Source organism: Cyanobacteria bacterium QS_8_64_29, from assembly GCA_003022125.1.
GTDB lineage: Bacteria > Cyanobacteriota > Cyanobacteriia > Cyanobacteriales > Rubidibacteraceae > QS-8-64-29.
Window position 1 is genome coordinate 1 of the sequence record PXQH01000050.1, and the last position, 12855, is coordinate 12855.

At 62.2% G+C, this 12855-nt stretch carries 8 protein-coding genes and 1 pseudogene; 4 read left to right on the forward strand and 5 right to left on the reverse strand.

What is annotated here, in order from left to right; all coding sequences use genetic code 11:
* The first annotated feature begins 214 nt into the window (after positions 1-214).
* Together BRC58_08075 and BRC58_08080 are read left to right on the forward strand one after the other, a co-directional pair.
* Positions 215-1131: pseudogene (locus BRC58_08075) on the forward strand (magnesium chelatase).
* Between the two features lie 121 nt (positions 1132-1252).
* Entirely contained in the window at positions 1253-4060 is a 2808-nt protein-coding gene (locus tag BRC58_08080) for a preprotein translocase subunit SecA (protein PSP16744.1), read from the forward strand.
* A gap of 11 nt (positions 4061-4071) precedes the next feature.
* Here BRC58_08080 and BRC58_08085 read toward each other — a convergent pair whose 3' ends face one another.
* Together BRC58_08085 and BRC58_08090 are read right to left on the reverse strand one after the other, a co-directional pair.
* Complete coding sequence (locus tag BRC58_08085; GenBank protein PSP16745.1) at positions 4072-4950, reverse strand: hypothetical protein; 879 nt, start codon at positions 4948-4950, stop codon at positions 4072-4074.
* A gap of 198 nt (positions 4951-5148) precedes the next feature.
* A complete protein-coding gene (locus BRC58_08090) occupies positions 5149-6465 on the reverse strand; it encodes a pheophorbide a oxygenase (GenBank protein PSP16746.1) in 1317 nt (438 codons plus the stop codon).
* An 88-nt stretch (positions 6466-6553) separates the two neighbouring features.
* Here BRC58_08090 and BRC58_08095 point away from each other — a divergent pair, with 88 nt between their 5' ends.
* On the forward strand, positions 6554-7696 hold the full coding sequence (locus BRC58_08095; protein PSP16747.1) for a dihydroorotate dehydrogenase (quinone): 1143 nt from the start codon (positions 6554-6556) through the stop codon (positions 7694-7696).
* A gap of 6 nt (positions 7697-7702) precedes the next feature.
* Here BRC58_08095 and BRC58_08100 read toward each other — a convergent pair whose 3' ends face one another.
* Both BRC58_08100 and BRC58_08105 read right to left on the reverse strand, forming a co-directional pair.
* Complete coding sequence (locus BRC58_08100) at positions 7703-9043, reverse strand: polysaccharide transporter (GenBank protein PSP16748.1); 1341 nt, start codon at positions 9041-9043, stop codon at positions 7703-7705.
* Between the two features lie 21 nt (positions 9044-9064).
* Positions 9065-9544: a phosphatase gene (locus BRC58_08105; GenBank protein ID PSP16749.1), complete on the reverse strand. Its 480-nt coding sequence runs from the start codon at positions 9542-9544 to the stop codon at positions 9065-9067.
* A gap of 378 nt (positions 9545-9922) precedes the next feature.
* On the opposite strand from BRC58_08105, the gene BRC58_08110 reads away from it, so the two are divergent.
* Entirely contained in the window at positions 9923-11032 is a 1110-nt protein-coding gene (locus BRC58_08110; GenBank protein PSP16750.1) for a tRNA (guanine-N1)-methyltransferase, read from the forward strand.
* Here the strand turns inward: BRC58_08110 and BRC58_08115 are convergent.
* The gene (locus BRC58_08115) at positions 11029-12840 is read right to left on the reverse strand and encodes a proline--tRNA ligase (protein PSP16751.1); all 1812 of its coding nucleotides are present in this window, start codon (positions 12838-12840) and stop codon (positions 11029-11031) included. The genes BRC58_08110 and BRC58_08115 overlap by 4 nt on opposite strands.
* Positions 12841-12855 lie beyond the last annotated feature (15 nt).

Here is a 12855-nt window from a genome sequence, read left to right on the forward strand (position 1 = left end):
GGGGAGCCTTGTCCCGTTGACCGAGCCCGAGGTGCGACGCCTACTGCTGGCCATCGTGCTGCCCAAGTTGCAAAGTGCCGAGCAGGCGTTGCTTTGGTCTCATTGGCGTCGCCATTACCAAGCCGTCGCGCGACGCTGTCACTACCGAGCTAGACCGCCCGACTCTAAACCCGACTGTAGTACTAACCCCAACCAGCTCCTCTTGGAGGCCAACGTGTCCGAGCGCCTGACCGCCCTAACCCGCAACATCGGGCAAGTCCTGGTGGGCAACGAGCATGCGGTTCGCCTGGTCGTCGTGGCGCTGCTAGGCGGCGGCCACGCCTTGCTCGAAGGCGTGCCGGGGGTGGGCAAAACGCTGTTGGCCAAGGCCCTGGCGCGCTCCATCGACGGCCAATTCCAGCGTCTGCAGTGCACGCCCGATCTGCTGCCCACCGATGCCACCGGCACCAACATTTGGAACTCGCGCACCCGCGAGTTCGAGTTCCTGCCGGGTCCGGTCTTTACCAACATCCTGCTGGCCGACGAGATCAACCGGGCCACCCCGCGCACCCAATCGGCGCTGCTGGAGGTCATGGCCGAGCAGCAAGTCACCATCGACGGCCAGACGCGCCCAGTCCCGCAGCCGTTTTTACCATTGCCACCCAAAATCCCATCGAGTATCAGGGGACCTTCCCACTCCCTGAAGCCCAAACCGATCGCTTTCTGCTCTCGCTGAGCCTGGGCTATCCCAGTCCGGACCAGGAGCTGCAAATGCTGCAGCAGCACGAGCGCACCTCGCTGGCTTCGCTCCAGCCTTGCCTGAGCGTCGCCCAGGTGCAGGCGCTCCAGCGCCATTGCCGCGAGGTGACCGTGGCGGCGCCGCTGCGGCGCTACATTGTCGAGCTGGTGCGCGCCACGCGCCACGACAGCGAGATCGCGCTGGGGGTGAGCCCGCGCGGGGCAGTGGCGCTGCAGCAGGCCACGCAAGCCCTGGCGCTGCTGAACGGGCGCGATTGCGGCATGCCCGATGATGTCAAGTTCCTAACGCCCTACGTGCTGGCCCATCGCCTCATCCCAGCCGGCTCCAGCAGTGCCAGCGCGATCATCTCGCGCCTGCTGGATGCCGTCCCGGTGGAGGCAACGGCCCAATAGGGCAACTGCCCCCATTGGCGGGCGATCGCCGCCGCTGCGGGCCCCAATCGAGGGTGATACCATTGCCGGTAACGGCGCTTAGTGCGGTTCCAAGCGCGCCTGCACGCACGTTCGCTCGGTTATGGTGCTCAAAAAACTCCTCGGCGATCCCAACCAGCGCAAGCTCAAAAAATACTGGCCTTTAGTCAAAGAGATCAATCTCTGGGAAGAGGACATCCAGGCCCTATCGGATGAAGAGCTCAAAGGCAAAACTGCCGAATTCCAGCAGAAGCTGAGCCAGGCCAAAAACGACAGCGAAGAAAGCGAGATCTTAGAAGAGATCCTGCCGGAGGCGTTTGCCACCGTTCGGGAGGCAGCCCAGCGCGTGCTGGGCATGCGGCACTTTGACGTCCAAATTCTGGGCGGCATCGTCCTGCACCGCGGCGAAATCGCCGAGATGAAAACCGGCGAGGGCAAAACGCTGGTGGCAACGCTGCCGGCCTATTTGAATGCCCTCTCGGGTAAAGGCGTGCACATTGTCACGGTCAACGACTACCTCGCGCGCCGCGACTCGGAATGGATGGGGCAGGTGCATCGCTTTTTGGGCCTAAGCGTGGGCCTGATCCAGCAAGGCATGGATCCCCAGGAGCGCCAGGCCAACTACGCCTGCGATGTTACTTACCTCACCAACAGCGAGGTGGGCTTTGACTACTTGCGCGACAACATGGCGAACTCGCTGGATGAGGTCGTGCAGCGGCCGTTCAACTACTGCATCGTCGATGAGGTGGACTCGGTCCTGATCGATGAGGCGCGCACGCCGCTGATCATCTCCGGTCAAGTGGAGCGGCCCACCGAAAAATACGTGCGAGCGGCTGAGATTGCCAAGCAGCTCGAGCGCGAAGAACACTACGAAGTGGACGAAAAGGCGCGCACGGTCCTGTTAACCGACGAGGGATTCGAGCGGGCCGAGCAGCTGCTGGGTACCGACGATCTCTACGACCCGGACGATCCCTGGGCCCACTACGTTTTTAACGCCATTAAAGCCAAGGAACTGTTTGTCAAAGACCGCAACTACCTCGTGCGCAAAGGCGAAGTGGTGATCGTGGACGAGTTCACTGGGCGTGTCATGCCCGGGCGCCGCTGGAGCGACGGCTTGCACCAGGCGATCGAGGCCAAAGAAGGGGTCGAAATTCAAAAAGAAACCCAAACCCTAGCCAGCATCACCTACCAAAACTTTTTCCTGCTCTATCCCAAACTCTCGGGCATGACCGGAACGGCCAAAACGGAAGAGGCCGAGTTCGAAAAAATCTACGGGCTCTCGGTGACGGTGGTGCCCACCAACCTGCCGCTGCAGCGCCGCGATGTCGCCGATGTGGTCTACAAAACAGAAGCGGCCAAGTGGCGCGCCATTGCCAACGAGTGCGCCGAGATGTACGAGCTCGGCCGCCCCGTACTGGTAGGCACCACCAGCGTCGAGAACTCGGAGAAATTGGCCCAGCTGCTGGACGAGCGCAGCATTCCCTACAACTTGCTCAACGCGCGCCCCGAAAACGTCGAGCGCGAATCGGAGATTATCGCCCAGGCCGGCCGCAAGGGGGCCCTGACCATCGCCACCAACATGGCCGGGCGCGGCACCGACATCATCCTAGGTGGCAACGCCGACTACATGGCCCGCCTAAAGCTGCGCGAGTACTTCATGCCGCGGGTGGTCGCCCCCGAGCGCGATGGCGAACTGGCCGTGAGCGTTCCCGGCGCCGACAAGCGCGAGCGGGCGCAGGGCTTTGACCCCAACGCGCCCAAAAAGCAGGTCAAAACGTGGCGCGCGTCGCCCCAAATCTATCCCATGGAGCTCTCGGCGGAGACAGAGACAGCGCTCAAAGAAACGGTGGATTTTGCCGTCCGGGAGTACGGCGAGCAAAGCCTCTCCGAGCTGGAAGCCGAAGAAAAAGTGGCGATCGCGGCCGAGAACGCGCCCATCGACGACCCGGTGCTAGAGCAGCTGCGGGCCGTCTACAAGCGGGTGCGCGACGAGTACGAAACCTACACCCAACAAGAGCACGAAGAGGTCGTCGAGCTGGGTGGCCTGCATGTCATCGGCACCGAGCGCCACGAAGCCCGCCGCATTGACAACCAGCTGCGCGGGCGGGCCGGCCGCCAAGGCGACCCCGGCTCGACCAAGTTCTTTTTGAGCTTAGAAGACAACCTGCTGCGCATCTTTGGCGGCAACCGGGTCTCGTACCTGATGAACGCCTTCCGCGTGGACGAGGACATGCCCATCGAGTCCAAAATGCTGACCAATGCCCTCGAGAACGCGCAGCGCAAGGTGGAAACCTTCTACTACGACACGCGCAAGCAGGTTTTTGAGTACGACGAGGTCATGAACAACCAGCGGCGCGCGATCTACTCGGAGCGCCGCCGCGTCCTGGAAGGCCAGAACCTGCGCGAGCGGGTCATTGAGTACGGCGAGATGACCATGGATGACATCGTCAACGCTTACGTCAACCCCGAGCTGCCGCCTGAGGAGTGGGACCTGGAAACGCTCACCAGCAAAGTCAAAGAGTTTGTTTACCTGCTAGCGGACCTAGAGCCGCAGCAGCTCCAGGACATGACGGTGAGCGAAATCAAAGCCTTCCTGCACGAGGAAGTGCGCAAGGCCTACGACCTAAAAGAAAACGAAATCGAGCAAGTCCAGCCTGGCCTGATGCGCCAGGCGGAGCGCTTTTTCATGCTGCAGCAGATCGACACGCTCTGGCGGGAGCACCTGCAAGCGATGGACTCGCTGCGCGAGTCGGTGGGGCTGCGCGGCTACGGGCAAAAAGACCCGCTGATCGAGTACAAGCAGGAAGGCTACGAAATGTTTTTGGAGATGATGATCGACATCCGACGCAACGTCATCTACTCGCTGTTCCAGTTCCAGCCCCAGGTGCAGGAGCAGGCGCAGGCTGTCTGATACGCGGATCCCTAGTACACCATCATTTCCTCAATAGCGGTAGCAAGCTCCTCAGATGTCACTTGGCGCTGGCTGCCGGGACCGGCCAGAAACTGCTCGATGCCGATCTGCTTGTCTCGAAACTGGCGCACGAAATCGCGAATTTCTTCCAAGGTATCGACCTCCTCCTGTCCCATCTCGAGGAAGGCGTCTATAAAATTGATGCCTTCCTTGCGAGCGCGGCGGTAGTGCTTGACAAGCTCACCCTCGGGCGTTTGCCGCAAGTAGCGAACCTCGCCCTTGATTTCTTCGTATTGATGCCTGAGGGCTTCGTTATCCTGCAACAAACGCTCGTAGCGCTTTTCGCTGTCGCTGCGATCGCTATCGCCAACCGAAGCAGACCCATCGGCGTGATACTGACGCTCGATTTCTAACAGGCGTGCGAAGTCGCCCTCCCGGTAGGCCTGGTTGATCTGCTTCATAATTTCGGAGTTATTGGCCTTGAGCTCGCTATCGGTCACCATGTCAGGGTGGAAGGCCCCTGCCAATCGCAAAAATGTCTGGCGCATGTTCTGCGGTTGTTGGCTCTCGGGCGCACTAGACTCCGAGTCCGCATTTTGCGCTGCAGAATCTTGGTGCGCCGTCTCCGCTTGCGCTCGATCGGTTTCGCCATCGGGCATGGAGGCATCTAGCCCTTCAGTAGCGGCATCGCCCGCTAGCGAACGCGCGCTAATCGCACCCGATAGTTGCAACCCCTCGTAAATCTGTCGAATTCGTTCGCGACTCTTTTTGCCGAATTTGCGGGTGGCGAAAACTTCCTCAAAGAGTTCGTGAATTTCGCTATCTAGTTCGGTTAGCTGTTGCAGTATGGGCGCCCCCTGACGCGAAACCTCCGTTGCAATCTCGCGCATTTGCTCGACAAGGTTCGTGAGCTCGGTTCGCTTGCTCCCAATCTGCCTAAGCAGCCATTGGCGTTCCTGTTGCAGTTTTTCGATTTTTTCGTGCAGCGGAGAAACCGCTAGCTCGCTAGTCTTGCGGTTGCTATCCCCCTTAGGCGCAGAAGCGGCAGGCGATTTTCCTTTGGGAGGCTGTTTGCGAGGTGCCATGGCTCAACGCTCGGCGTGGACGTAGTCGACAAAGCGAAACTGCGGTTCCAGGCGGTACTTAAGCCCGACCCAGGCGGCCGCGCAAAGGCTGGTGATCGCCGCTAGGGGCAACCCTGCCTGCAGGCGGTAAGTATCCGGCAGCAGCGCGATCGCCACAACCAGCAGTGCGGCGCCCGCTAACGCGGCTGCCTGCAGCTGCTCGATGCGCGCGAGCGCCCCCTGGCAGCTGCGGCAGTGCTGGGTGTGCTGGCGGTAGCGATCCAGCAAAACCTCGCGCCGCCCCTCCGGAATCGAGGGCTGCGATGGTTCGATGCCCGCAGCTTCCCAGGGAAGCCGCCCCTGGCAGTGGCGATCGAACCACTGGCGGAACGCCACAACCAAGCGATCGGCCTGGGTGGGCATGGTGTAAGCACTCTGCCAGCGATCAGCCTGCCCGAGGGCAGCCTCCTGGTGGTGCAGCAGGATCATGTCCCCATCCAGCACTTGGTTGCGCGTGCGAACGTGCTCCCACCAGCGGGGCGTGAGGCGGTGCGCCCGGTAGGCAAAATTGCGCGCAAACTGCGCCACAATTCGCGATCGGCCGGGGGCAACGGGAAGGCAGTAGGTAATCAATCCGATGCGCTTGCCCGAGTTCCCCAACTGCGTGGCGTACTCCAACCGGCAGGGGGGCTCGAAGGTGATGGTGGCGGGAAAGCTGCGCTTGAGCTCGGCCACGATGCGCTCGGGTCCCGATTCGGCAATCTCGACCTGCAGCGGCGACGCGCGGTTGCGATCCCCTTGCACGCCGTGGTGGGCAAAGGGCACGTGGCTGGGATCGGCCACGTTCTCCACCAGCGTCTGCCAGTCGTAGGCCAGATCCCGCACGAAAGAAGACCAGACAAAGCCCTGCGACGTGTCGATTTGCGGCGAGAGCGGTAGCGGCGTCCGAGCGGCTAGCTCGGGCGAGTCTGGATCGGGCCAGACCCAAAGCAGGTCGTTGGCCTCGCAGCTGGGCAGCACTCTCGCCTGCAGCCGCTCGGGGTGGCGCTCGAGCAGTTGCGGATCCTCGGCTTGGGGAACGGCCGTACAAGCGCCGTTGGTGTCAAAGCGCCAACCGTGGTAGCAGCACTCCAGCTGCCCGCCCTCGATCCGGCCTTCACTGAGGGGGGCCAGGCGGTGCGGGCAGCAATCGATAAAGGCGCGATAGGACGATGCCTCGTCCGGTTTCCAGATGGCCAGCGGCATCCCCAACAGCCGGGCGGCTATGGGGCGATCCGGGACGAGATCCGCAACCGGTAGGATGGGATACCAGTGCTGAAAGAAATTGAAATCGGCCGACATGGCAACGCCTGAGCCCGCTTGCTTCCATTGTGGGGTGTTGCGGTAGCAGCTCGGCTGCATTGAGGCTCTCGCGCTCGAGGAAAGCCCGTTGGATCCGTACCGATCTGCCATTGCCCCACTGCTGTTTTCTGGGCTGCGCGCCGATCCGGAATGGCTGCACCGGCAGAGCTTGCGGCAGTTGCACCGCTTGGCCGCCGCCGCTGAATGCCCGCCGGCAAGTTGGATCCACAGCCAGCTCGAGCGGACCTTCCGCGTGGATGACGGGCGCTTGGCCCAAACGCTTTGGGGGCTGCGGTTTCCCAATCCCATTGGGCTGGCCGCCGGCTTGGACAAAGACGGCGTGGCGGCCGGCCTCTGGGGGGCCCTGGGGTTTGGCTTTGCCGAGCTGGGCACGGTGACCCAGCACCCACAGCCAGGCAACCCGCGCCCGCGCTTGTTTCGGCTACCGCGTGATCGCGCCGCGCTCAACCGCATGGGATTCCCCAATCATGGCAGCGCGGCCTTGCGCCAGCAGCTGCAATCCCAGCAGCGCGCGCCTTATCTGCCCTGGGGAATTAATTTGGGCAAATCCCGGGCAACGCCGCTGGCTGAGGCCGCAGCCGATTACGCTGCCAGCTTCCGGGCGCTGCGGGAGGTGGGAGACTACTTTGTCGTCAACGTCAGCTCGCCCAACACGCCCGAGTTGCGATCGCTGCAAGCGGCGGATCGGCTTGGCGCCATCCTCAAGGCCCTGCAGGCCGAGAATCAGCGGCAGAAGCCCCTGCTGGTCAAACTGGCCCCGGATGCGGACTGGGACGCCATGCGCCAAGCAGTGGATTTGGCCCGGAGCTACGATCTGGCGGGCTTCGTTGCCACCAACACCACAACGCGCCGCGATGGCCTCCGAACGCAGACGCTTCCCGGTACCAGCAACCTTTTGACAGCGGAGCCCGGTGGCATCAGCGGTGCCCCGCTGCGCGATCGCGCCACTGAGACCATCCGCTTTCTCTGGCACCAAACGCGTGGCGAGCTCCCCATCATTGGCGTGGGCGGCGTTTTTAGTGCCGAGGACGCTTGGGCCAAGATTAGCGCCGGTGCTAGCTTAGTGCAGGTCTATACGGGCTGGATCTACGAAGGCCCTTGGCAGCTGCCGCGGATTTCAACCGGCCTCTTGGGGAAGCTAGATGCTAATGGCTACGCAACCATTCCCCAAGCAGTCGGGAACGAACCATCGCTTTGCTCGTACGGCTAGCGCCGATCAGTTAAAGATATCGAACAGCCGAAAGACGCTAAATACGTTGGTGAAGGGCCCCAAAATGCTCTCTAGCGTATCGCCAACTGTTGTAAGCGTCGAACGTTTGACAATGACGACATCGCGATTGCGCAGCGTGGGATTTTTTTCGGGGTTGATTCCTTCGGAAAAATCAACTGGAATCGTGCGCTTTTTGACCGTGCCGTCCTCCTGCAAGCGCACGAGTTCGACTTCGCCTTTATCAGCGCGCTTGTTGTCAAATCCGCCGGCAGCTAGCAAAGCCTGATTGAGGGGCGTATTGGGCTTTAGCTCAACGCGACCCGGACTTTTTACTTCCCCGACTACCCCAACTTGGATTGTATCGGGGGCAAAGTTGGCACTAGCAACTTCAGTTGCCTCTGCAGGCGATAGTTTTTGGGCCTCAGGGACAACGATGCGATCCCCATCGCGCAGGGCAACGTTTTGATTCGCGTTGCCAGATTGCAGTAGCTCCCACAAGTTGACCTTTAAGGTATTGGCGCGGTTCGTTCCCTGCAGGCGCTTGATTTGAATATTGCGAACGTCAGTTGACTCGGTGATGCCGCCAGCGACTTGCAGGGCTTCAGTTACTGTTGGGATACCGCCTGAAAAGCGATCGCCGGCACCACTCCTCGAGCTGGCTGAACCAGTCGAGCCAGTTGTTCCAGCTTGACTGGGTGCCCGAGCTTGACCGGACGAAACAATATACGAGCCCGGTCGGTTGACTTCGCCAACAATCGTGACGCGCACGGGGCGTGTTTGCGCCAAACTGACTGTTACAAGGGGCCGCTTGATGAACTCTGACAGTTGTTGCTTGATCTGGTTCGAGGCCTCGGTGAGCGTGAGCCCGGCCAATTTGATGCGACCGACGAGCGGCAGGGCGACCGAGCCATCTCCCAAGATGCGTTGGCTGCCTGATAGGTCCTCTTGACCGAAGACATTGACCTGGATGGTGTCACCGGGACCGAGCAAGTAGGGAACGGACTGGGCGCTACCCGGATTGGCATTGCGCCGTACGTTTTGCGGCCGCGCGGGCTGGGTGGGTTGTGTAGCGGGTTGCTCGGTCCCTGAAGCAGGAGCAGGCGCTGATTCTGCCTCGGGCATCCGCCGGTCTTGGAACTCGGAGGCAGGCGCATCGCTATTGGGATCGGCGGGCGACGGCGACCCGTTTTGGGGCTGCTCGGGCTCGGGCAAGGTTGGAATTTGCGCGAGCGGCGATCGCGCCGCACTCGGCGCCGCACCGGCCAAGACGAGTGCTGTAGCGGCCAGGACGCTCCAAGCCCCCAGCGAGGGGCGAACGGACCAGGACAGCTCGAGGGAGCGGTTCATGGAAATTGCGCGATTGGGGCGTTACTCGGCAGGGGCTCCAGTGGCCTGAGATGGGCTGGACAGGCTAGACACGGCTCGCTGCTGGTGCGCATCCGGATCCGCCCAGGCATGGCAGTCCCGCACCCAGCGCAGGGCCTCATCGGCTTCCATATTGTAGTGGTGCGCTAGATAGGCAGCGCAGACTGCCGGGGAGCGGCCCACACCGGCCAGGCAGTGAACGTAAATCGTATGCCCTTTCCGCTGCCAGCGATCCAGGGTATCCGTTGCCTGCTGGAACTGCGCCTGACTGGGAATGCCGCCTGTAGCCCCATCCGGGATAGCAATCCGCTCCCATAAAAAGCGTTGGGGCAGTCCGTCAGGGACCCGATGCTCGTGCCGCTCGGTCAGGCAGAGAACGGCCGTGACGCCGCAGCGACTCAACCGAGCGACGGCAAAATCTGAGTGGGGGCATGACCCCACGGCTAGGCGCTCGGGCAAGATCCAAGAAAAACGCTCGCTCATGGCCTCCTCGCGACGTTTAGTTAGGGCAGCTCGTTCCTAATGAACGAAACTGCCCCACCCGGTCTGAGCATTGGCGCTTAGCAGCCGCACAGCAGCTCGCCGCCTAGCAGCAAAAACGGTAGCCCAAAGAAGAGACCAATGCCCGGTACGGCCAACGCAATTGCCCCGCCTAGTAAGATAGACAGGATGCCGACAGGGATGCGAACGGGCGCGTTGATGATGCGAACGATCTTGCGCTTGCCCATCGCGTCCATAAGGAACCTCCTCTGACAGAATTGCCAGTTACTCAGCCTAGCAGGCTCGTTTCGGCGGTCGCCGCCGCACGCTGACTGCCGACCGGCTCGTGCTCCTGACGTGCCGCATTCAGTACCATCAGTCGTGGTCTCGGACGCATCCTGGGTTGGCGAGGGACAGGCCCAGTTTCAAATTGGCAATGCCTTCTACCGCACGCACAGCATTGTCGCGCGCGATTTGGCCGTTTTGGTTGGCGCTCTCCACAAGGCCGATACCGGATCGCTGCGCGTGCTGGATGCCATGGCCGGCTGTGGCGTGCGCTGCCTGCGCTACTACCTAGAGAGCGGCGCCGATGCGCTTTGGGCCAACGATGCCGATCCCGATGTGGCGCCAACGCTGCGCCAAAACCTAGCCCGCACCATTGCAAGCGAGCGATGGCGAACGAGTTACGAGCAGGCCAACCGCGTCTTTTTTGAGTGCCACAACCGCAAGGACTACTACGACCTGGTCGATGTCGACAATTTTGGCTCGCCTGATCGCCACATCAACACTCTGCTGTGGGCCGTGCGAATTGGGGGCTACGCTTACCTCACCAGCACCGACGGCCGCTCGGCAACCGGCCGCATCCCCGATAAGAGCCTGAGCGTCTTTGGCGCCTACGCCCGCGCCCACCCGGCCGCCCACGAGCAAGGCCTGCGGTTGATGCTGGGGAGCCTGCAGCAGCAGTCTTCGCGGCAAAATCTGGGCATTGTCCCCGTCTTTTCGCTGTTTACGCGCGAGACCTACCGCACCATGGTGCGCCTGGTCACCGAGCGCGATTTGAGCGGGCGCAACTTTGCTTTTTTGGGCTACTGCCACCAGTGCGGCAACTACCGCACGGTGGGCTGGCGCGAGTTGGGCCAGGCGAGCTGCTCGCACGACGGGGCGGCCCTAGCGGTCAGCGGCCCCATGTGGTTGGGGGCGCTGCACGAGCGCTCCTTTGTAGCCCGCATGCGCGAGCTGGCTTATGCCTGGAGCTGGCGCAAGCGCGCCCGCTTGCTAGCCACCATGGCCCGCGAGGCGACCATGCCCCCCTACTTCCACAGCTTTCAGGAAATCGGGCGGCGCGGGAACTTGAGCTTGCCCAAGCGCGATGCGCTGCTTCGGCAGTTGCAGGCCCGCGGTTACCGCGCCAGCGAGACCCACCTCAACGCCCAAGCGATCAAAACGGATGCCGATATGGCGACCTGCATCGCCATCGCGCGGCAAGGCTAGGCCGCCTGACGGGCCGCCTCGATCCACTGCTTGAGCGTCACGGCGGCGGCATCGAACGGGATTTGGTGCGCTTGGTGGGTGGCGCGCTTGATGGCCTCCACGTTGCCGTTTTGCAGCGATCGCCCGGTCACTAGCCGGTAGGGGATGCCCACCAGGTCGGCGTCTTTAAACTTGACGCCGGCGCGCTCGTCGCGATCGTCGAGCACGGTTTCGATGCCGGCCTGACGGCACTGCTGGTAGAGCTGCTCGGCCGCCTCCCGCTGCTGCGAATCCGAGACGTTGGGCACGGTAATGATGGCCTCGTAGGGCGCGATCGCTACCGGCCAAACGAGGCCCTCTGCATCGTAGAACTGCTCCACGGCGGCCTGGGCCAAGCGCGAAATGCCGATGCCGTAGCAACCCATGTACAGCGGGCATTCCTCCCCTTGTGCGCTGGTGTAAGTGGCGCCCAAGGCTTGCGAGTACTTGGTGCCCAGCTGGAAAATGTGGCCCACCTCAATGCCGCTGGCGCGCTGCAACGTCTGGTTGGGATCGTGAGGGGCGCGATCGCCGGCCGCCGCCTGGCACAAATCCGCCACGTGCGCTGGCAGCGCGAAGCGGTCTCCCCAGTTGGCCCCCACAACGTGATAGCCCGTTTCATTGGCACCGGTACAAAAATGCTGCAGCTCGGTGGCCGTTTTGTCCGCCAGCCGCAGGAACTGCGGGGTTACGTTCTCGCTGGGATGGATGTAGCTGTCGCTGATATCGGGGGCAATGTAGCCCATGGGAAGCGGTTTTGAGGCCCACTTTTGCTGCGAGTCGGCATCCGGTACTGCCAGCGCTAGCAGCTGGTTGGCCCCGTACTGGGCGGCAAACCGGTTCAGTTCGTTCTGCAGCTTGGTCTCGTTGACATCGCGGTCGCCGCGCACGCTCACCAGCACCGGCACCATGCAGTTGTTGTCGTAGTAGGCCTCGTAGAGCACGTTTTTGACCACCACAGTGGGCGAGCACTGCAAGTAGTCGCATATGGCCGCGATCGTGGCCGTACCGGGGGTAGCCACTTTTTCAAACGCGCTAAAGGGTGAAGGGACTGCCTCAGGCGGCAGCGAGACGGCTTTTTCGGCATTAGCCGCGTACTGACCGTCTTCGGTATAGAGGACCTCATCTTCGCCCGCATCGGCCAGTACCATAAACTCCTGCGAGTCAAACCCGCCAATGGCGCCGGTATCGGCCTCGACAGCGCTAAAGCGCAAGTGGCAGCGGCGCAGCATGTTGGCATAGGCCTGCGCCATGGCCTCGTAGGTCTGCTTGAGGCTATCGAGGTCGGCATTGAACGAGTACGCATCCTTCATGACAAACTCGCGCCCCCGCAGCAGGCCAAAGCGCGGGCGGATCTCGTCGCGAAACTTGGTCTGGATCTGGTAGAGATTTTGCGGGAGCTGGCGGTAGGAGCGGATCGTCTCCCGCGCGATGGCCGTTATGACCTCTTCGTGGGTGGGGCCCAATCCCAACTCGCGCTCCTGCCGGTCGATGAGGGTAAACATGATCCCCTCGGCCTGGGTATAGGTCTCCCACCGCCCCGACTCTCGCCAAATATCGGCCGGTTGCAGCTGCGGCAGCAGGCATTCTTGCGCGCCGGCTGCATCCATTTCCTCGCGCACGATCACCGAGATTTTTTGGATCGTGCGCCACATCATGGGCAAATAGGCATAGATACCGCTGCCAATGCGGCGGATCAACCCGGCCCGCAGCAGTAGCTTGTGACTGGGGGCCTCGGCTTCGGCGGGATCTTCGCGCAGCGTCTCGAACAGCGCTTGCGAAAGTCGCATGGCCGCTCCTCATCC